The sequence below is a fragment of the Aureimonas altamirensis genome (assembly GCF_001463885.1).
Taxonomy (GTDB): Bacteria; Pseudomonadota; Alphaproteobacteria; order Rhizobiales; family Rhizobiaceae; genus Aureimonas; species Aureimonas altamirensis.
Window position 1 is genome coordinate 159,892 of record NZ_BBWQ01000011.1, and the last position, 20,745, is coordinate 180,636.

General features: G+C 63.4%; 17 protein-coding genes and 1 tRNA gene. 11 read left to right on the forward strand and 7 right to left on the reverse strand.

Annotated elements, in window-relative coordinates:
* Window positions 1-47: 47 nt before the first annotated feature.
* Window positions 48-3,230, forward strand: a complete 3,183-nt coding sequence (locus AUL31_RS08470; protein WP_060604405.1) for a glycosyltransferase — start codon at window positions 48-50, stop codon at window positions 3,228-3,230.
* On the opposite strand, the gene AUL31_RS08475 is transcribed toward AUL31_RS08470, so the two are convergent.
* The 3 genes from AUL31_RS08475 to AUL31_RS08485 form a co-directional block, all read right to left on the reverse strand.
* Window positions 3,217-4,182 (reverse strand): rhamnan synthesis F family protein, encoded by a 966-nt coding sequence (locus AUL31_RS08475; protein ID WP_060604410.1) that lies wholly within the window; start codon window positions 4,180-4,182, stop codon window positions 3,217-3,219. The genes AUL31_RS08470 and AUL31_RS08475 overlap by 14 nt on opposite strands.
* A gap of 148 nt (window positions 4,183-4,330) precedes the next feature.
* On the reverse strand, window positions 4,331-5,632 hold the full coding sequence (locus AUL31_RS08480; RefSeq protein ID WP_060604414.1) for an MFS transporter: 1,302 nt from the start codon (window positions 5,630-5,632) through the stop codon (window positions 4,331-4,333).
* A complete protein-coding gene (locus AUL31_RS08485; RefSeq protein ID WP_060604417.1) occupies window positions 5,629-6,651 on the reverse strand; it encodes an Ldh family oxidoreductase in 1,023 nt (340 codons plus the stop codon). The genes AUL31_RS08480 and AUL31_RS08485 overlap by 4 nt, the downstream gene beginning before the upstream one ends.
* 212 nt (window positions 6,652-6,863) lie before the next feature.
* Here AUL31_RS08485 and AUL31_RS20285 point away from each other — a divergent pair, with 212 nt between their 5' ends.
* The 8 genes from AUL31_RS20285 to AUL31_RS19975 all read left to right on the forward strand — a co-directional run bounded on the left by AUL31_RS20285 (window position 6,864) and on the right by AUL31_RS19975 (window position 15,312).
* Window positions 6,864-7,493: a helix-turn-helix domain-containing protein gene (locus AUL31_RS20285; protein WP_060604420.1), complete on the forward strand. Its 630-nt coding sequence runs from the start codon at window positions 6,864-6,866 to the stop codon at window positions 7,491-7,493.
* Between the two features lie 105 nt (window positions 7,494-7,598).
* Complete coding sequence (locus AUL31_RS08495; protein ID WP_060604424.1) at window positions 7,599-8,654, forward strand: LacI family DNA-binding transcriptional regulator; 1,056 nt, start codon at window positions 7,599-7,601, stop codon at window positions 8,652-8,654.
* Between the two features lie 77 nt (window positions 8,655-8,731).
* Complete coding sequence (locus AUL31_RS08500; protein WP_159439798.1) at window positions 8,732-10,018, forward strand: extracellular solute-binding protein; 1,287 nt, start codon at window positions 8,732-8,734, stop codon at window positions 10,016-10,018.
* A 46-nt stretch (window positions 10,019-10,064) separates the two neighbouring features.
* A complete protein-coding gene (locus tag AUL31_RS08505) occupies window positions 10,065-11,006 on the forward strand; it encodes a carbohydrate ABC transporter permease (RefSeq protein WP_060604428.1) in 942 nt (313 codons plus the stop codon).
* Window positions 11,007-11,016: 10 nt separating this feature from the next.
* Entirely contained in the window at window positions 11,017-11,859 is an 843-nt protein-coding gene (locus tag AUL31_RS08510) for a carbohydrate ABC transporter permease (RefSeq protein WP_060604432.1), read from the forward strand.
* Between the two features lie 45 nt (window positions 11,860-11,904).
* Window positions 11,905-13,221 (forward strand): alpha-glucosidase/alpha-galactosidase, encoded by a 1,317-nt coding sequence (melA, locus tag AUL31_RS08515; RefSeq protein WP_060604435.1) that lies wholly within the window; start codon window positions 11,905-11,907, stop codon window positions 13,219-13,221.
* Between the two features lie 41 nt (window positions 13,222-13,262).
* Window positions 13,263-14,324: an ABC transporter ATP-binding protein gene (locus AUL31_RS08520; protein ID WP_060605285.1), complete on the forward strand. Its 1,062-nt coding sequence runs from the start codon at window positions 13,263-13,265 to the stop codon at window positions 14,322-14,324.
* Window positions 14,325-14,676: 352 nt separating this feature from the next.
* The gene (locus AUL31_RS19975; protein WP_073469165.1) at window positions 14,677-15,312 is read left to right on the forward strand and encodes an NYN domain-containing protein; all 636 of its coding nucleotides are present in this window, start codon (window positions 14,677-14,679) and stop codon (window positions 15,310-15,312) included.
* A gap of 397 nt (window positions 15,313-15,709) precedes the next feature.
* Here AUL31_RS19975 and AUL31_RS08530 read toward each other — a convergent pair.
* Window positions 15,710-15,785, reverse strand: a tRNA-Ile gene (locus AUL31_RS08530).
* Between the two features lie 140 nt (window positions 15,786-15,925).
* On the opposite strand from AUL31_RS08530, the gene AUL31_RS08535 reads away from it, so the two are divergent.
* Window positions 15,926-16,675 carry an SIMPL domain-containing protein gene (locus AUL31_RS08535; protein ID WP_060604442.1) on the forward strand — a complete coding sequence of 250 codons (750 nt, stop codon included), beginning with the start codon at window positions 15,926-15,928 and terminating at the stop codon, window positions 16,673-16,675.
* Window positions 16,676-16,711: 36 nt separating this feature from the next.
* Here AUL31_RS08535 and AUL31_RS08540 read toward each other — a convergent pair whose 3' ends face one another.
* Window positions 16,712-17,725 carry a DUF2125 domain-containing protein gene (locus AUL31_RS08540; protein ID WP_159439797.1) on the reverse strand — a complete coding sequence of 338 codons (1,014 nt, stop codon included), beginning with the start codon at window positions 17,723-17,725 and terminating at the stop codon, window positions 16,712-16,714.
* A 47-nt stretch (window positions 17,726-17,772) separates the two neighbouring features.
* Between AUL31_RS08540 and AUL31_RS08545 the strand changes: the two genes are divergently transcribed.
* Window positions 17,773-18,291, forward strand: a complete 519-nt coding sequence (locus AUL31_RS08545; protein ID WP_060604448.1) for a gamma-glutamylcyclotransferase — start codon at window positions 17,773-17,775, stop codon at window positions 18,289-18,291.
* On the opposite strand, the gene AUL31_RS08550 is transcribed toward AUL31_RS08545, so the two are convergent.
* Entirely contained in the window at window positions 18,281-19,918 is a 1,638-nt protein-coding gene (locus AUL31_RS08550; protein WP_060605288.1) for an acyl-CoA synthetase, read from the reverse strand. The genes AUL31_RS08545 and AUL31_RS08550 overlap by 11 nt on opposite strands.
* An 11-nt stretch (window positions 19,919-19,929) precedes the next feature.
* Window positions 19,930-20,724 (reverse strand): enoyl-CoA hydratase, encoded by a 795-nt coding sequence (locus AUL31_RS08555; protein WP_073469163.1) that lies wholly within the window; start codon window positions 20,722-20,724, stop codon window positions 19,930-19,932.
* Window positions 20,725-20,745: the final 21 nt, after the last annotated feature.

Below are 20,745 nucleotides of genomic sequence, written 5' to 3' on the forward strand. Positions count from 1 at the left end.
GCCCCATCTGAAGTCCGCGAGTACATGAAACGCAGAAGGTTTGTTCCATGGTGGATGCGTCCGATAAAGTCCTTATGGTGATCCCATCCATCAATGGAGGCGCGCTTCTCCGCCGGATGCTGCCGACATTGCGCTTCGACCCCTCCAGGGTCGTCGTCCTGGATCAGGGAAGCACCGACGATACGGCAGCGGTCTGTGCCGAAGCGAACGTCGAACTCGTGCAGTTGTCGCACCCGCACACCTATACGCAGGCGTGCAACATCGGGGCCTCTCTGGCCCGTGAGCGCGGTGCTCTTTACGTCTGCATATCGAATAACGACATCGTCTTCAGGACGGATGTCATCGGTGCCATGGTCGCCGAAATGGACCGCGACGACCGGCTCGGCATTGTCGCTCCGTCGCAGATCATCGTGGACGAAACTCTGGGAAACCAGCCGCTGTCCTATCGTGTGCGGTGGGATCTCGAGACGGTCGACTTCTTCCATGAAGTCAAACCATTGGATACCGAACAGCAGCGGCTGGAATGCGACTTCTGCGAACTGACCTGTGCCCTCGTTCGACTGTCCATCGTCGACGAGGTCGGTTTCCTGGACAATGAGTACGGTTTCTACCACGAAGACGCCGATTTCGGTTACAGGCTGCGCCAGGCCGGATACAGCTGCGCCTACCTGCCGGCTGCCCAGATCGAGCATTTCTCCAGCTCGACGTTCAATAAGGACAAGCTGGCTCTCAAGGCCGAGTATATCGCCAAGAACAAGCAGTATTTTGCAGGCAAGCACCTTGGCTACGGCCTGCATCAGCCAAAGCCGTCTCTCCGGCATGCCGATGCCTGGGACGCCTACTGTTTTCGCCTGCACCCCTTCCTGAAGCAATACGGACTGCTTAATTCCGCGCGCCCGGAGCTTGTGATGTCGTCGCCCGGAGCGGACACGCAGGGCATTATCTACACCCCCTATGAGGGTACGGCTCTTCCCCCATCCTGGAGCCATTCGAGCGAGCGCTACCAAGGGGTGTTCACGACCTCCCGGCAGACATGCGACCTGTTCGAGGCCGCAGGTTACCGCAACACGTTCGTCGTTCCGCTCGGCGTCGAGACAGACCTCTTCAACCCGTGGGGACCATCCAGGCGGCTTTTCGATGAGACGACCTATCTTGCCATTCTGGACAGGAGCCAGACCCAGGCGCTCGATCTGGTCCTCAAGTCCTGGCACCGCTTTTCGGCCGATCGCCCCAAGGTCAAGCTTGTGCTTTTCGGTCTCGGTCTGCTGGATAGTCTGGGCCGGGCGCCTGACTCGCAATATCGCTGGGGCGATGCCGAAATTGCGTGTTTCGCTGCGGAGCAGGTGATCGTCCATGAGGTGAGCGCCTGGCCGGACGACGAGGACATGGCCGTCCTCTACCGCAGCGTCGATTTCACGATCGGCGTGTCTTCCAATGAAGGCCGCTTGTCGACAATGCTGGAATCGCATGCCTGCGGAACACCCTGCATATTCGCCGATTTCGGTCTGTCGTCGGATTTCAAGTTCGATGGAGCGTTGGGTTTCGGCGGTGGATCCGATGCGGGCCTGTCGATTGGTACGCGCAAACATCCCTCTGCCGACGATCTTCTGCAGGCTCTTATCCGCAGCGACGGCCTGAACGACGCCGAACGTCGCGAACTCTCCGTGCGCGGCCTGTTCCGTGTCAGGAACGGATATACGCTGCGGAACTCGGCCATGATGGTTCGCAATGCGTTGTCGCAAATGGAGGAGCGCGAGCCGGAACCCACCATCGAGGCGCTCAAGCGGCGGCACTCTTCGGCAAGCGCCATATCCTTGATGAACAAGGACAAGTCCACGGCAATGGCACGTCTGGGCGGCATCGCCGCCCGACGCCTGAAGACGGCCGGACGCCTGACCGAGCAGTTCGGCACGGCATGGGAAGCCAACGGCTTCAAATCAGCTACCGACAACGCGGCCTCGGAGGTGGGTTATTTTCTGGCCGCCAGCAAACGGCGGTGGACCGGGATGAGGCGCGACCTGTCCCGGCTCGGGAAGAGGGGTAGCCAGGCCGCAATGTCGCTCTATCGAAAGCAACAGCAGCCGGTTGCTGGATCAACCCTTCTGATCGGTTACATCGATGCCCAGTTGGGGCTCGGGCAGTCTCTGCGGGGTCTGGCGCTTGCGCTCTCGCACACGAGCCGGCCATTCAGCATCTATCCGTTCACCGTCGGCGTAGAGGACAGGCGTGGCGCACCCTACATGGAAGAGCGGTACGACACGCGGCGTGCACACGCAGTGAACGTGATAGAAGTCACGCCGGACGAACTCCCGAAAGTCTTCGGCTCAATCGGCAGTACGCGCTTCGACCAAAGCTACACGATATTGCGAACATACTGGGAGTTGTCGCGGGCGCCTGAAAGCTGGCGGCCCAAGCTTGCGTCCATCGACGAGATCTGGGCTCCGAACGCCTTTGTAGCCGAAAGCTTCAAAACGGTCTTCGATGGCCCCATAACCGTCATCCCGCCCTGCGTCATCCCGCCCGACATAGACGGCCTGCCTGCCGACGAAGACGCGAGGGCGCGGTTCGGCCTCGACGCCGGGAGATTCTATTTCTTCTTCTCGTTCGACTATTATTCCTTCCTGCAACGGAAGAATCCTCTCGCAGTAGTACGCGCCTTCCAGAAGGCTTTTCCCGACCACGCCGCGCAGGTAGGCCTGGTCGTCAAGTCGACGGGGTCTGCCGACCATCATCCCGAAGTGAAGAAGCAGCTGGCTCGAATGGCCAGCTTCGATGATCGCATCCGCATCATCGATCAATCGCTGTCGCGGGGGCAGATGCTGTCGCTTATGAAAGCGACCGATTGCTACGTATCCCTGCATCGGGCCGAAGGGTTCGGACTTGGGATGGCCGAGGCGATGACGCTCGGCAAGCCTGTCATCGGCACCGACTATTCCGGCAATACGGAATTCGTACGCACGGACACGGCCTACCCGATCGCATACCGCCTCAAGCGCCTGTCACCGCACGATTACATTTACACCGAAGGACAGGTCTGGGCCGAACCGGACGAAGTCGATTGCGCCGCCGCCATGGTCAAGGTCGTGTCGGAGCCGGATGACGCGAGACGGCGGGCGGAAGCGGGCAAGGCGTTCATTCATGAACGGTTCGGGGTCGAGAACGTCGCACGGCTGATCGATGCTCGCCTGGAAGAAATCCTGAACGGTCCTGACGCGGTCAGCCGGTCTTGAAGCGCTTGAGCATCGACTTGGCAAGGCGCCGCAGCGGTAGCGGCAAGGCCATGTAGATCGGCCCCAGCCGCGCGACGATATTCGCGCGTTTCGCGGGGGCTCTATCAACGGACAGGGACGCCGACGCCGGGGACTCATAGGGCGATGGAAAGAGAGGGTTGGGTTTTGCAACCTCCAGGCGGGTGATTGCCTCAACCTGCTCCGCAGGCGTTTGCGGACCGGCCGCCATCAATGTCGACAGCGGCATCGTCAGAAAGCCCTGACGACGTGCCTCTACCGGAAATAGGCGCTCCAGCCCGTGCGCGATCGTTCCATCGAGCTGCTTCATCTCAGGCTCGAAAATGCTGAAAAGACGCTCGCTCCCCAGGGCTGCCAACGCAGCGCGCCGAAACCAGAACATGCTGCCAGCCGCAAAGTAGGCGCCATCCATGTAGGCCTGCGGAGCAGCGGGCGCGATGGCTTCCATGGCTCGCCGCATCGCATCGCCATTCTCCAGTATCCAGGGTTCCACCGGCAGGCAGAACCGATCGGGCGCCACGAAACCCACACGCGGATCTTCAGCCAGTTTGCGCACGATGCGGCGGGTGCCGGCCTGGTCCGGCAGAAGGGAATTGAGGATGTCGGTCCGCCACCTGTCTCCATCGCCCCTCTGGGGCGACTTCTTTGTATGCAGTTTGAGGCCTATATCGAATTCGGGTTCCGCTGCCAGAGCCCGCAGGAAGGGGAGGATATCGCGCCCCTGATTGGCGGTGTACAGGACATGGTGCGACGCCAGATTAGGCGTATCCGGAATGGCCAACCGTTCCCCGTGATGCGAAGTCGTCAGGATCAGCCGGAACGGAGTGGCCATCCGCTCGGCGATGATGCCGCTCATGTCCTGCCATATGTCCGGATAGTGGACCTGCACGAAGACAGACACTTGCGGTAGCGCATCGGCATGCAGTTTGGACAAGGGTCGGTCTCCCGGACGGCATAGGATCGCGTCTGCTCTACCCGGATTGGGCAGCCCGTGTCGACAGCCATTGGTGCTAAGCACCGGTTTCATCGACTATGGGAAAGCCCCGTGCGAGGAGGCTTTCCCTGTCATCGTTCAGTGCAGCTCAGCCGCCTATGTTCGCCGGCCGCTTGCGGATCATGAAGGCCGCCGTCAGCGACAGGACGACCGTGGCAAGCACGTAGGCCGCAACGGTACGCCAGTCATTGTCGAAACGCGTCAGCAGCCATGTGGCGATCAGCGGCGCGGTGCCGCCGGCCAGCGCCGCGCCGATCTGATAGCCCAGCGTAACGCCGGTGTACCGCACCCGGCTCGGGAATATCTCCGAGAAGAGCGTGCCCAGCACCGCCGTTACCGGCGACCAGATGAAGCCGAAGATGATCACGGTGGCGACGGTCAGGAGCACGATGTCGTTGGTGTTCACCATCATGAAGTAGGGAAACACGAAGAGGCCCATGGCGATGCAGCCCACGGTGTAGACGACCTTGCGCCCGACATAGTCCGACAGAAGGCCCATCAGCGGAATCATCACCGTCGAGATCGCCGCGCCGATCATCACCGCCGTCAGGATGCTTTCACGCGCATAGCCTACATTGGTGACGGCATAGCTGACGATGAAGGTGGTGAAGATATAGAAGGGCGCGGTCTCGGCCACCTTCAATCCGGCGGCGATCAGCACCTCGCGCCATTGCGTCTGCAGCGTCTCTACCACCGGCATGCGCACGACCTTGCCTTCCGCCTTCGTCTTCTTGAAGTCGGGCGTCTCGTCGATGCCGGAGCGGATCCACAGGCCGAGGAAGACGAGGCTTGCCGACAGCAGGAACGGAATGCGCCATCCCCAGGACAGGAAGGCCTCTTCCGGAAGGATCAGCAGCATCGCCGTGATGGACAGGGTGGCCAAAAGCATGCCGATGGTGACGCCCGTCTGCGGTACGGAGCCGAAAAAGCCCTTGCGGTTCTTCGGGGCGTATTCATAGGCCAGCAGCAGGGCGCCGCCCCATTCTCCGCCGATGCCGAGGCCCTGGACCACGCGCAGCATGATCAGGATGATCGGCGCCCAGATTCCGATGGTGTCGTAGGTGGGCAGCAGGCCGATGCCGACCGTCGCCGCGCCCATGAGCGACAGGGTTATGACCAGCGTCTTCTTGCGGCCGATCCGGTCGCCGATATGGGCGAAGATGATGCCGCCGAACGGCCGGATGAAGAAGGTGAGAGAGAAGGACAGATAGGACAAAAGCAGCGCGATGGCCGGGTCGGCGCTGGGGAAGAACAGCCGGTTGAACACCAGCGCTGCCGCCGTGCCATAGAGGAAGTAGTCGAACCACTCGATCGAGCTTCCGATCAGGCTGGCGATCAACGCCTTGCGCCGATGCGCCGCGCTGGGCGCGGCCATTGTTTCTGTCGTCATGCGGATGTCCTGTCCTTCAGGTCTAGAATGGATTGCCATTGCGCGGCGTCCACGACGATGCCGGCCTCCGCCGCGCGGCGGCAGGCAAGGCGCTTTTCGCCCGGCAGGCGAACGTCGCCGGAGCCCAGGATGCTTTGCACGAGCAGCTCGACGCGGTCGGCAAACGGCGCCAGCGGTGTGGATGCGCGGGTAGGGTCGATAAGAATGACGGTCTGGCCGGTACGCGGAGTCTGCGCGCCGGGATGGGCGCTCCAGTCCACCTCGAACGAGAATTGCCCGCCGACCAGCGCGGCGCACAGAAGTTCCACCATCAGCGCGATGGCAGTGCCCTTGTGGCCGCCGAAGGCCAAGAGGGCGCCGCCCTCCAGGATGGCGGACGGATCGGTCGTCGGACTGCCCTTGGCGTCCACGCCGACACCCTCCGGCACGGACCGCCCTTCCCGCGCGGCCACGCGCACATCGCCATGCGCCATGGTGGATGTCGCCATATCGAACACCAGCGGGGCGCCCTCCCCGCGCGGCGCGGCGAAGGCGACCGGGTTGGTGCCGTAGACGGGCTTGTTGCCGCCCGGATGCACCACGACCGCCATGGAGTTGATGACGGACAGGGCGACGAAGCCGGCCTGCGCATACGGCTCTATATCCAGGTACAGCGCGCCCAGATGATGAGAGTCGCGGATGGCCAGGATCGCGATGCCGTTCTGCCGCGCCTTTTCTTCCAGCAGCGACCGCGCGGCCGCATGAGCCGGAAGCGTGAAGCCGTTGCGTGCATCTACCCTGACGAAGCCGGGGGCGACATCCTCCACCACCGGCTCGGCGCGGCCATCCACCCAGCCGCTGCGCAGCGTCGACACATATCCGGCCATCCGGAACAGGCCGTGGCTCTTGCTGCCATCGCGCGTTGCCGACGCGCAATTGGTGGCCAGGGCGTTTGCTACCGTGTCCGAGCAGCCGTGAGCCACAAGGATATCGCGAAGCGTCGCCGTCAACACGTCGAGCGAGATCGATAGTTCCGTCACGGCCCCTCCAGCCGGGCGACAAGCTAGAGCTTGTGTCCGATAATGATCATGTTTCCTATAATGAACACGGCAGGATTGTGCAGGTCAATCCGGGGCCCTGCCCCAACTTTCGGCAATCGGCCGGGAAAGCTGTGCAAAAAGCAGGTTGTTGTCTTGCCCGGACACTCCTTGATAGGAGTGCGTCCGGCCACAGGCATCGAAAGGCATCACGAGTGACACGCACGTTCGAACAGCCTCAGGCCGTCGTATCCGAACAATTGGTGCAGACGCGAATCGACCGTTTTGGCCAGCGGATCAAAAGCCTGCGGCAGGATCGTGGGCTGACCGTCAGGGATCTTGCGGCCCGCTGCGGTGTGGCCGCGTCCACCATCTCCAAGGTCGAGAATGCACGTATGTCGCCGACCTACGACATCATCCTGCGCCTTGCATTGGGCCTTGGCGCACAGATGGAGGCGCTGTTCGTCGACGAGGCAACGAGCATGCGGTCGGGTCGGCGCTCCGTAACGCGGGCCGGCGCTGGCGCGCGCGTCAAGGCGCAGCATTACGATTACGAGATGCTGTCTGCCGATGTTTCCAACAAGCGCTTCCACCCCATCGTCGCCACTATCGGCATTGGCGAAAGCATCTCCTCGCGCGATTACGTACGCCATGCCGGCGAGGAGTTCGTCTATGTCCTGTCCGGCAAGGTGCGCATCCTGACCGAGTTGTACGAGCCGCTGACGCTTGCCGTCGGCGATAGCTGCTATTTCGATTCGGCGATGGCGCACGTGCTGGTATCGGAAGGCCCGGGAAACGCGACCGTGATGTGGGTGGCATCGGACCTCGTCGCCGAGCTCGGCTGACCATTTTAAATCCGCCCATCCGAACCGCTTTCGGGTCGAGGCTTGACAACAGACATCACTGGTTGCAACTTTGCTAATACGTATTAGCAAGACTGGTAGCTATCTGTGGCCAATGATCGGCAAGAACCGGATTCCAGCAAAGCGCCCACCAGCGCCGACGTTGCGCGCCGTGCCGGCGTGTCGCAGACGACCGTCTCGCAGGTGCTCAACGGCAAGGCCGGCATCACCCGGATTTCGGCCGACACACGGCAGAAGGTTCTGGATGCTGCCGCCAACCTTGGCTACACGCCCAACCATGCCGCCCGATCGCTGCGCGAGCGCCGCACGAAGCTGATCGCGCTGGTGATGCCGACCATCGGCAACCCCTATTTTTCCGACGTCGTGCACGCTGCGCAGGAAGTCGCACGCGATGCCGGTTACTCCGTCGCCGTCATTCCCATGCGTGCAGCCGGCGATCTGCGTACCTCTGCGCTGCTGCAGGGCGCGGCATGCGACGGCATCATCGCGACCGGGCACGACAATTGCAGTTCGCCCGATCTGCTTGCGCTCAAGGCGCGCGGGCTGGCGGTCGTCGTGGTGCAGGAGCCCAGCCCCGATCCCGCCATCAGCTCCATCAGCGTCGACCTGGAAGAAGGCGGCTATATCGCGACGCGGCACCTGATCCGGCAGGGGCACCGGCGCGTCTGCCACATAACCGAAAGGCTGCGCGCGCTGCCGGATGCCGAAAGCCGCCTCGGCGGTTATCGGCGTGCCCTGGCCGAGGCCGGGCTGCCGTTCGACCCCGAACTGGTCTTCGTTACGGAAAACTCGATGGAGGGCGGCGCCGCGGCTGTCGACCGTCTTCTCGAGCTGGCGCAAAACAGCCCGACGGCGGCTTTCGTCTACAATGACCGGCTTGCGGTCGGCGCCCTCGCGCGCCTTCGGGAACGCGGGGTGAACGTACCCGGAGAGTTCTCGCTGGTCGGCTTCGATGGCCTGGCGATCGGCGCTTTCACCGCCCCTGCGCTGACGACGATAGACAGCCCGCGCGAGGCGATCGGAAGGCTTGCGGCCGAGACGCTGATCAAGGCCATCGAGGATGGATACCAGACAGGCCAAACGCATCGCCTGCCCGTGCGCCTCGTCGTGCGCGGTTCATGCGGGGGCCAACCCGCACCTTGATGCGCCGCGCCACGCCGCCGGGAGGAAAGGCGGCTGGCGATCGGCCAATGACAACCAAACGCTTCGGGAGGAAGCTGATGATACATTCGATCAATCGACGCAGCGTCTTGAAATCCGGACTGGTCCTGGGCGCCGGCGCCACGCTGGGCGGGCTTGCGCGGCCGGCGCTTGCGCAAAGCCGCGAGATGACGCTCGCCGTCTGGGGCAGCGACGCTGAAGTGGCCGCGTACAACGCCGTGATCGCGCGATACCAGGCCGCCAATCCGGGGACGACCATCCGGCTGGACGTCATGCCCTTCGCCCAGTTCTACCAGCAGATCGATACACGCCTGGCCGGCCGCCAGGCGCCCGATCTGTTCCGCGTCACCTACCAGCACATCGGCCGCTACGCCAACAGCCGCGCCGCAGTGGACCTTTCGCCCTACATCGAAGCCGGCACGGCCGAGGCTTTCACCCCTGCCGTCTGGAGCGCGGTCACGGTGGACGGCGCGCCATACGGTATGCCCCACCACACCGACACGTTCGCGCTCTACTACAATGCCGATATGCTCGATCAGGCCGGGATCTCGTTGCCGAACAGCCTTGACGACGCGTGGACATGGCAGCGCTTCATCGAGAACGCCAACCTTTTGAAGGAGCGTCGGCTTGGCTCGTATCCATTCGCTATGAGCTGGCAGAACGGCTCGGTGCACCGGTGGCTCGTCTATCTGTACCAGCACGGCGGAAAGCTTCTGAACGACGACCTGTCGGCCGCGGCCATCCAGGATCCGGAAGGCCTCGAAACCATACGCTGGACCCAAAGCTGGTTCCAGGAAGGGCTGGTTCCGCCCTCGACATCGCTGAAGAGTTCCGAGCGCATCCAGAACCTGTTCGTCAACGGAACGATTCCGATGATGTTGAACGGCAACTGGCAGATACCGTTCGTCGAGCAGCAGGCAAGCCGATTCAAATGGGGCGTGACCTATCTGCCGCGTGACAAGGCCATGGCCGACGATCTCGGCGGCACATGCGTCGCGGTATCGCGCGATGCCGAAGACCCGGAAGCCGCCGCCGCCTTCCTTCGATTCCTGACGGACGAGGAGAACATGCGCGGCTTCGTCGACGATGCCCAGTTCCTGCCGGTGCGGCGGGCACTCGTCGACCAGGGGATCGACTACAAGCTGCGGCCGAAAGAGATGGGCGTCTTCGTGGAGATGACCAAGACGGTGCCCGAACATCTGGTCCGCACGGTGACGATGCCCACATGGGGCCGTTTCGCGCCGCGTTTTGCCGACCAGCTCGACCTTGCCTTCACCTCCGGCCAGTCGCCCGAGGAAACGGCCGAGACGGTTGCCGGAGACATCGACCGGGTGCTCGTCGCCTGACGATGCGCGCTCGAACCCTGTCGGACCATCGTCGAGAGGCCCAGTCATGACGCAAGCAACGAACCTGACGATCGAGCGCCCCATCGCGCGCTCGGCCGGGCGCGCGAGCGCCCGGTGGCAGCGCTTCAAGTCGCGCGCAACGCCTTACGTCTTCATCGCGCCGAACATGGTGCTGTTCAGTGTCTTCATCTTTTTCCCGCTGCTCTATGCCTTCTACATCAGCTTTCACGAATGGTCGCTGATCGACGTGCCGCTGTATACGGCGACAGAGAATTACGCCCGCTTGCTGGACGACCGGCAATTCTGGCAGGCACTCGGCAACACGGTGCTCTATTCGGTCACGACCGTGCCCACCAGCCTGGCGATAGGGTTGGCCGTGGCCATCGGGCTCAACCGCGACCTGTTTGCCCGCACCCTGCTGCGCAGCGCCTTCTTTCTTCCGGTCGTCATCTCCAGCGTGGCGACGGCGGTGATCGCGGCGTGGCTGTTCAACGATAATTACGGCGTCATCAACGCCGTACTCGGCTTCGTCGGCATCCGGCCCATCGCGTGGCTTTCCACGACGCAGTGGGCCCTGCCCTCGATCATCATCACCACATTATGGACCCGCATCGGCTTCTGCATGGTGGTGTACCTTGCCGCGCTGCAGTCGATCTCGCCCAGTTACTACGAGGCGGCACGCATCGACGGCGCCACCCGCTGGCATCAGTTCCGCTATGTCACCTGGCCGCTGCTGCGCCCGACGACGTTTCTGCTGCTGATCCTGAACGTCATCCATTCGTTCCAGGTCTTCGACCTCATCTTCGTCATGACGGGCGGCGGCCCCGGTTTCTCCACGACGATGCTCGTCCAGTACATCTACCAGGCCGCCTTCGTGACCTCGGAGATGGGTTACGCCAGCGCCATGGGTGTCGTGCTGTTCGTCCTCGTACTGCTGTTCACGCTCGTTCAATGGCGCATCAACCGCCGCACCGAACAATTCATCTAGGGGGCCGGGAATGATCGCTTCTTCGACACGACCGACGACCACCCGCCTGGAGCGGGCCTGCCTGTGGCTGCTGCTCGTCCTGGGCGCCGGCATCATGCTCTTTCCGGTCTACTGGATGTTCGTCACGGCCATCCGGCCAAGCGACGAGATTTTCTCCGGCGCCACGAGCCTTCTACCTACAGGCTGGGTCTGGTCCAACTTTCGCGCGGCACTGGATGCGATGCCCTTCCTGCACTGGGCGTGGAACTCCACGGTGATTTCCGTCGTCGCCGTGGTGATTACGGTCAGCCTCAATCTTTTGTGCGGATACGCCTTCGCCAAGTTCCGCTTTGCCGGCCGCGACGTCCTCTTCATCGCGGTGATCAGCGCGCTGATGATCCCCATCCAGGTCATCATCGTTCCCCTGTTCCTGCTGCTTGCGGATATGAGCCTGCTCAACAGCTATTGGGGCGTGATCCTGCCACGTGCGGCGGAGGCCTTCGGCATCTTCATGGTGCGGCAGTTCATGCTGAGCATTCCGGACGAGTTGCTGGAAGCGGCGCGGCTGGACGGCGCCACCGAGTTCCAGATCTTTCGGAAGATCGTCCTGCCACTGTCCAAACCCATCATCGCGGTGCTGATCATCTTCACCTTCATGTGGCGATGGAACGACTTCGTGCTGCCGCTCATCGTCCTGACCGACCAGGACATGTACACCGTGCAGCTCGGCCTCAACCTGTTGAAGGGCCAATACAATATCGAATGGACGAGCATCATGGCCATCGCCCTCCTGTCGCTCGTGCCCATGCTGGTGATCTTCGCCTTCTTCCAGCGCCAACTCATCCAGGGCATCGCCGGCACCGGCCTCAAGTAACGCCCCGCTCCTGACCTGAAGCCTCATACCGCAAGGACCAAGCCTATGTTCAAAGTCACCATGATCGGCGCCGGAAGCGTCGTCTTCGTGAAGAACCTTCTTACCGATATCCTCGATTTCGAGGCCCTGCGCGATGTCACCATCGCCCTCCACGATATCGACGCGGAACGCCTGGAAACGGCCGGCCTGATGGCCCAGTGGACGGCTGCGCAGTTTTCCGCGCATCCGCAGATCGAGCTTCACGCCGACAGGCGTGCGGCGCTGGACGGCGCCGACTTCGTGATCAACATGGTGCAGATCGGGATGCACGAGGCGACGTTGATCGATTTCGACATCCCGCGCCGATACGGCCTCAAGCAGACGATCGCCGATACGCTCGGCATCGGCGGCATCTTCCGTGGCCTGCGGACGATCCCCTTCATGACGGCGCTGGTTGCCGACATGCGCGATGTCTGCCCCGACGCGCTGCTGCTGAACTACACCAATCCCATGAGCATTCTGACCCAGGCGGTGTACGAGGCGTTTCCGGAGCAGAAGGTTGTCGGGCTCTGCCACAATATCCAGAACACCGCGCGCGACCTTGCGGGTTACCTTGGCGTGCCGACCGAAGAGCTCTCATACGATTGTGCGGGCATCAACCATATGTGCTGGTTCCTGAAGCTGCGCATCGGCGCGGAAGATGCCTATCCGCTTCTGTGGAAGGCTGCGGAACAGCCGGAAATCGTCGCGCAGGACAAGGTCCGGTTCGAGCTGATGCGCGTCTTCGGCCGCTTCATCTCCGAATCCAGCGAGCACAACGCCGAATATACGCCGCACTTCCTGCGGTCCGATGCGGAAATCGCCCATTACGACGTGCCGGTGGACGAGTATGTGCGCCGCTCCGAGCGCAATCTCGGTCGCTATGCGGAAACGCGGCGCAAGCTTCTGGCAGGGGAGCCTTTCCCGATCGAACGCAGTGCCGAATACGGTTCGCTGATCATCCATGCCATGGTGACGGGCGAGGCCCGCGTCATCTACGGCAATGTCCGCAACACCGGCTTGATCACCAACCTGCCCGACAATGCCTGTGTGGAAGTACCGATCCTGGTGGATCGCAACGGTTTGCGGCCGACGCATGTGGGCGATCTGCCACCGGAACTGGCCGGCTACTGCGCCCCCCACGTCTTCGTCCAGGATCTGACGGTGAAGGCCGCGCTGGAAGGCGACGTCGAGCGCGTCAACCGCGCCGCCGTCCTGGATCGCAATACCGCCAGCGTCCTGTCGATCACCGATATCCGCAAGATGGTGGACGAGATGATCGTGGCGCATGGCGACGCCATGCCGGAAGGCTTGCGCCGCGCGCGCCGCGCCGCGGCCGCATAAGGCAGCGCCTGAAACAATCGAAAGCAATGGGAGGAATGGGCATGGCCGACGTCAGTATTCGAGATGTCCGCAAATCCTACGGGGCCGTCGCGGCGATCCACGGCGTCTCCGTGGATATCGCCGATGGCGAATTCGTCATCCTGGTCGGGCCGTCCGGGTGCGGCAAGTCCACCCTGCTGCGCATGCTGGCCGGGCTTGAGGACATCTCCGGCGGCGAGATGCAGATCGGAGGGCGTATCGTCAACGATCTGCCCCCGAAGGATCGAGACATCGCCATGGTCTTTCAGAACTACGCGCTTTACCCGCACATGACGGTCGCCGAAAACATGGGCTTCTCGCTCATGCTGTCGAAGCTTGCAAAAGGCGATATCCGCGCGAAGGTGGAACGTGCGGCCTCGATCCTGAGCCTCGAAACCCTTTTAGAGCGATATCCCCGCCAGCTTTCCGGCGGCCAGCGCCAGCGCGTGGCGATGGGCCGGGCCATCGTGCGCGACCCGGCCGTCTTCCTGTTCGACGAGCCGCTGTCCAACCTCGATGCCAAGCTGCGCGTGCAGATGCGCACCGAAATCAAGGCGCTCCACCAGACGCTGGGGACCACGATCGTCTATGTCACGCACGATCAGGTGGAGGCGATGACGATGGCCGACAAGATCGTCGTCATGCGCGACGGGCGGATCGAGCAGATCGGCGCGCCGCTGGACCTCTACGACCGGCCCGCCAACCGTTTCGTTGCGGAGTTCATCGGATCGCCGGCGATGAACGTGCTGGAAGGGCGCATTCAGGGCGGCTGCTTCGTGACGGCGTCCGGCATCCATCTGCCGCTGCCGCACGCAGCGGCCCCGCATGAGGACCGCTCAGCCTTTTACGGCGTCCGGCCCGAGCATCTGCAAGCCGTCGAAAGCGGCTTGCCGGTGGAGGTCGTCGTGGTGGAGCCGACGGGATCGGAAACGCAGGTCGTGGCGAAGCTGGGTAGCGAAACGATCTCCTGTGTCTTCCGCGACAGGATGCATGCCCGCCCCGGCGAAACCATCCAAGTAATGCCCGATGTGAGCCGCGTTCACCTGTTCGACGCGAAGGAGGGAAACAGGCTTCCGGAGCGCTGATCGGCAGTATGCGGAACGCTCTGCACGGCAAAGACGGAGAAGTGGGAAATGGTAGGTCCGGAGAGATTTGGCGTTTCGCGGAGATTCAATACGGTAAGGCCCAAGCGGGACGGGTTTCCCTAGTACGCAGCCATTCCGCTTTTTGCCCTGATTGTCCCACCATTTTCTGCTCAACGGCCTACTTGTAGGTGGGGTGATTGGTGCGGCCCGAGGTGTCGATGGAACTACGATCTGGAACCGTTGACTTTTCATTAACTCGCAATTAGGTATCATCCTCACATTCCCCCCGTTGGGTATATCCCATCGGATAGGCCGGCTCTACGAGTCGGCCTTTTTCATTCGAGGCGCGTGTATGAGGCGAGTTGCATGCTACGTTGACGGTTTCAATCTGTACCATTCGATTGATGACCTCCGTAAGCCTCACCTGAAATGGCTCGATATCTGGGCCTTGGCGCAGTCGATCTGTCGGCCTGACGAACAGCTGGTCAAGGTCGCTTACTTTTCAGCTTATGCTACTTGGAGAACCGAGGCATACGCGCGGCATCGGGAGTATGTTGCAGCTCTCCGAAACGCTGGCGTCGAATGCCACATGGCGCGTTTCAGCGAAAAGTCGGCGTCCTGCCGCAGCTGCGGCACCACTTGGAAGCAGCACGAAGAGAAAGAGACTGACGTTCACTTCTCGCTTACGTTGCTCGAAGATGCGATCGACAGCGTCTTCGATCGAGCCATCATCATAAGCGCGGACAGTGACCATGTGCCTGCTGCCCGCCGGGTGCGAACTCGATACCCAGGGAAGCAGGTCTTTTGCGCGACCCCACCTGGTAGGCACGGACACGCTCGTGAGTTGCTGAAGGTTTGCAATTCCGGAACGATGATAACGCAAGGCCGTCTGGCCCGCTGCCTTTTGCCTGCCGAAGTTCGGGACGCCGGTGGTAATCTCATCGCCTCCCGCCCCAACGGCTACACCCCGCCGGCGGTCGCCACCTAATACGCTGGCCCTATCCCCTTCTCCCCGTTCACACAAAACCGCCCGAAGCGCGTTGCGGCATGCCAGAAAAGCCCATGCGGTAGTAGTAGGCGCCGATGAAGCCCTGCCGGAGCGGTGACGGCTTCCATGCGTGGAGGTCGAAGAAGTGGAAGCGTTCGTAAGGCGCCACCCGAAAGGAACAAATCCGTTCCGGGCGCTTGTCTTCTTCCAGTTCACCGGCCTGCGCGTTTCGGATCTTGCGGGACTCTCATGGTGAAACATCGGCAGCGGCCGCATCATCATCGTGCCGCACGGATACGTGGAGTAGGGTTTTGAATGTCCCACTTTGGGACACATCCTAAACGGGTGGGACAAGCCGAGAAAATTATGTAGTAAAATCAATATTGAAAATTGCAAATGGTAGGTCCGGAGGGACTCGAACCCCCAACCAAGCGGTTATGAGCCGCCGGCTCTAACCATTGAGCTACGGACCCTACGCGCCAAGGCTCTAGCCGAAAGGCCGAACAACCACAAGCGACGGCCACGTTAAATTGCCCACCCTTTCCGTGGCCGTTTCGTGCCTCAATTGTCTGGCACGTTCGCCGAATCGAACGAACCGGAGGTGTACCCGCCCATGATTTCAAAAACCCTGGCATTGCCGCTCGCCGTGCTGCTGGCAGCCGTTCCGATGGTCGCTTCCGCGCAGGCGCCCGACAGCGACACGCGCACCCTCACCATCGTCGGCGAAGGCCGCGCCAGCGCCGCCCCCGATATCGCGATGACGACGCTGACCGTGCTGCGCAACGCGGAAACCGCCGCCGACGCCACACGGCAGGCCAACGAGGCCGTGTCCGCCGTTACCGCCGCCCTGCGCGAACTCGGGATCGAAGGCCGCGATCTGCAGACCGTCGGCTTCTCCGTCAACCCGCAGTACCAGTACGACAATCGCCAGGACGGGCAGCCGGCCAATCCGCCGAAGATCGTCGGCTATGAAGTCCGCAACTCGCTGTCCGTACGCGTGCGCGACATCGCCAAGGTCGGGGAAGTGCTCGACAAGGCCATCTCGCTGGGCGTCAACCAGGGTGGCGACATCAATTTCACGCTCGACGACCCGGCTCCGCTTGCCGATGCCGCCCGCCGCGATGCAATCGCCAAGGCGCGCGCCACGGCCGAAGTCATAGCGGAAGCGGCAGAGCTCGGCCTTGGCGACATCATCGCCATCAGCGATGAAAGCTATGGCGGGCGCCCACCCATGCCGATGCCCATGGGCGCAGCCCTGCGCATGTCCGCCGAAGATTCGAGCGCGCCCGTGGAAGCGGGCGAGAACACCACCACCGCCCGCGTGCGCATCGTGTTCGAACTGGAGGCCGCAGGCCCTCAGTAAGCGCCTTGCATCGCTTTCCAATTGCGATCCCGCCCCTCAAAGGGGCGGGATATCGCCCAGCGGGATAAAGCCGAGCTGGGCCCTGCCGTTGCGAACCTGCACGTCGATCACCGAGCGCCCGTTTTCCTGCCGCCCCGCAAATCCGATGCCACCGGCAATCGCGTTGGCGACGCCGCCGGCTGCCGGTGCGATCCGTCCGACGAGATCGGCGATGGCCCGGGGATTTTCCAGCGCGATGCGAAAATCCCCGCTCAGCAACCCCTCGGGCGAAAAGCTGAAGGGCCCGGCAATCTCGGCCGCGCCGCCGCCATCCAGATTGACGCGGATTGCCCGCAACTGGCCCGAGCGCCCGCGCAGGGCCGTTTCCAGCCGACCGCCCGGCAGCACGCCGCGCAGCCACTCCGCCCCGCCCGTTACCGCCATGTCCAGCCCGAAATCGAAGGGCGGCAAGGGGCTGAGGCCGGGCGGCGTCACGACGACGCCGGCATCGGTGAGAGCCAGGTCGAGATCATCGCCGTTCTGCCGCGCATGCAGTTCCAGCCGGGCGGAATTGGCAAGCGGCTGTCCGCCATCGCCCAATGTCAGGACCGGTTGCTCGACAGCCAGAGAAAAGCGCTGCAGCCGCCCATCCGACAGATGGGTCGAGGATTGCGCCAAGGCGTAGGCCAGTTGCACCGCCGGCAGGTCCGGAGCGGCGATGCGCACTGGGCCGGTCAGTTCCGAGACGATCAGGTTCGGGTCGTAGATCTGGGCCACGGCGCGGAACGCCCCGGCAGAGGCGTCGATGCCGCTGGCCGGGGCCTGCACCGCCACGCCGTCACAGGCCAGGCCCATGCGGAACGGGTATCCGAAGACGCGCCGCCCGTCGCATACGATCGTCGTGCCGCCGCCGGCCGCACTGTCCACCACCTCGACGATCTTTTGGTCGAGCTGGCCCGCAAGATAGAACCATGCGCCGGTGAGACCACCGGCCAGAAGCAGCGCCACGACCACGACCCCGGCCATGGCGCGCATGGCCCCGCTCTTTCTTCTTTGGCGCGGTTTGTTCATAAGGCTTTCCTTTCGACCGGCGTTCGCTGCAACCATGGCGTTTGGACATGACCGATTTATGGGTTTTTGGCTATGGCTCGTTGATATGGCGGCCGGGCTTCGCCTTTGAGGAACAGGCCAAGGCCCGTCTGTCGGGCTATCACCGGGCGCTGTGCATTCTCAGCCACGTCCATCGCGGCACGCCCGAAAAGCCCGGCCTGGTCTTCGGGCTGGACAAGGGCGGCTCCTGCGTCGGCATGGCCTTTCGCGTGGACGCCGGGCGCCGTGACGAAACCATCGCCTATCTGCGCGGACGGGAACTGGTGACCAACGTCTACCGGGAAACCGTGCAGGCTATCCGCCTGGCCGACGGGCGCAGCGTCCATGCTGTCACCTATGTCGCCGACAGGGGCCACGCCCAGTATGCCGGGCGGCTGACGCCGGAGGCGGCAGCCCATATCGTTGCCCGCTCGCACGGCCAATCGGGCGCCAATACCGACTATGTGCTCTCGGCGCACCGGGAGATCGCAGCGCTCGGCCTTCGGGATGCGTGGCTGGCGGACGTCGTCTCCCGGCTTACGCGTTGAACGTCGCACGCAGGGCGAATTTCTGGATCTTTCCGGTCGACGTGCGTGGCAGATCCGAGAAGATCACCTTCTTGGGCGTCTTGAACCCGGCCAGCCGCTCCCGCGCGAAGGCGATCAGTTCGGCCTCCTCGAGCCGCGCGCCGGGCCGCAGTTCCACGAAGGCGGCCGGCACCTCGCCCCATTTCTCGTCGGGCATGGCCACCACCGCCGCTGCCTGCACGTCCGGATGGGCATGCAGCACGTCCTCCACCTCGATGGAGGAGATGTTCTCGCCGCCCGAGATGATGACGTCCTTGGAGCGGTCCTTGATGCGGATGTAGCCATCCGGATAGACGACCGCGAGATCGCCCGAATGGAACCATCCCCCGGCGAGCGCCTTTTCGGTGGCGTCCTCGTTCTTCAGGTAACCCTTCATCACCGCATTACCGCGAAACATGATCTCGCCCACGGTTTCGCCGTCGCGCGCCACCGGCTCCATCGTGTCCGGGTTCAACACCTCGACCGCCTCTTCCAGCGTGTAGCGCACGCCCTGCCGCGCCTTGAGGCCGACGCGCGCGTCGGCATCCAGCTCCTCCCATGAAGGCTGCGGCGCGCAGACGACGGCGGGGCCGTAGGTTTCGGTCAGGCCATAGACATGGATGAGGTCGATGCCGATGGCCTCGATGCGCTTGAAGACGCTGGGCGGTGGCGGCGCGCCCGCCACCATACCGAACACGCGGTGGGTAATGCCGGCGCGCTGTTCGGCCGGCGCGTCGGCCATCATGGCATGCACGATGGGCGCGCCGCAGTAATGCGTCACGCCGTGGCTGCGTATGGCGTCGAAGATGCGGGCGGTATCCACGCGGCGCAGGCAGACATTGGTGCCCGCAACGGCCGCGATGACCCAGGGGAAGCACCACCCATTGCAATGGAACAGCGGCAGCGTCCAGAGATAGACGGGGTGCTGCGGCATGCTCCACACCAGGACGTTGCTGACCGCATTGAGATACGCACCGCGATGATGCGTCACGACGCCCTTGGGGTTGCCCGTCGTGCCCGACGTGTAGCTGAGGGCGATGGCATCCCACTCGTCCTCCGGCAGGCGCGGGACAAATTCGGGATCTCCCGTGGCCAGGAAGGCATCGTAATCCATGTCGCCGATCGCCGGCCCCGTCACACCGGCCACCGGGTCCGGCACGTCGATCACCAAAGGGCGCGCACCCTTCATCATGGCGAGTGCCTGTGTGATGACAGGCGCGAATTCCGGGTCGGTCAGCACCACCTTCGCCTCGCTATGGTCTAGCATGAAGGCGATGGTTGGCGCATCCAGACGAATGTTGAGGGCGTTGATGACCGCGCCTGTGAAGGGCACGCCGAAATGCGCCTCCACCATCGCCGGCACATTGGGCAGCATCAGCGATACGGTGTCGCCGGGTCCGATGCCGCGCGCGGCCAGCGCGCCCGCCAGCCGCCGCGACCGGGCATAGGTGGTGGCCCAGCTATCGCGCCGCTGGCCGTAGATGACCGCGTCGCGGTCCGGATACACCTCCGCCGTGCGGGTGATGAAGCTGACGGGAGAAAGCTGGGTGAAGTTGGCCGGACGCCGGTCTAGGCCCTGCCGGTAGATGTTGCCGCTTCCGGTATCCATGCGATCCTCTCTCATGACTGCCAGACCGGCTGGCGCTTTTCGACGAAGGCGGAGATGCCTTCGCGGGCATCGGCTTCCATCATGTTGCAGGCCATCACCTCGCCGGCTTGCCCATAGGCGTCGGCAAGGGACAGCCCGAGCTGGCGGTGAAACAGCGCCTTGCCGTGGCGGATGGCCGCCGGGCTTTTCGCCAGGATGGATGCGACGAGCCTGTCCACCGCGGCGTCCAGCGCGTCATCCGGCACGGCGGCGTTGACGAGACCCCAGTCGGCCGCCTTTGCGGCGTCGATGAAGTCGCCCGTCACGAGCATCTCGAAGGCGCGCTTGGCGGCGACGTTGCGTGACAGCGCCACGGCGGGGGTAGAGCAGAACAGCCCGGCATTGATGCCCGATGTGGCGAAACGCGCGCTCTGACCCGCAAGCGCCAGGTCGCAACTGGCGACGAGCTGGCAACCGGCAGCGGTGGCAATCCCGTGCACCTTGGCGATCACCGGCACGGGCAGCGCCACGATGGCCTGCATGACCTGACTGCACAGCGCAAACAGCGCGCGGTGGGCGTCGATATCGTCCGCCGCCAGCATCTCCTTCAGATCGTGGCCGGCACAGAAGGCGCGTCCGTTGCCGGACACGACGACGGCGCGCAGGCCATCATCGTCCGCCAGCCGCTTCAGCGCATCCAGCAGCCCGAGAAGGAGCTCTTGCGAAAGCGCGTTGAGCTGCGCCGGCCGGTCCAGTACCAGATACGCGACACCGCCATCGCGCCGGACGCGGACGGGTGCCCCCTCCCCCATTGCATCATCCCGCATCTTCCAGTCTCCTCCCCGGGT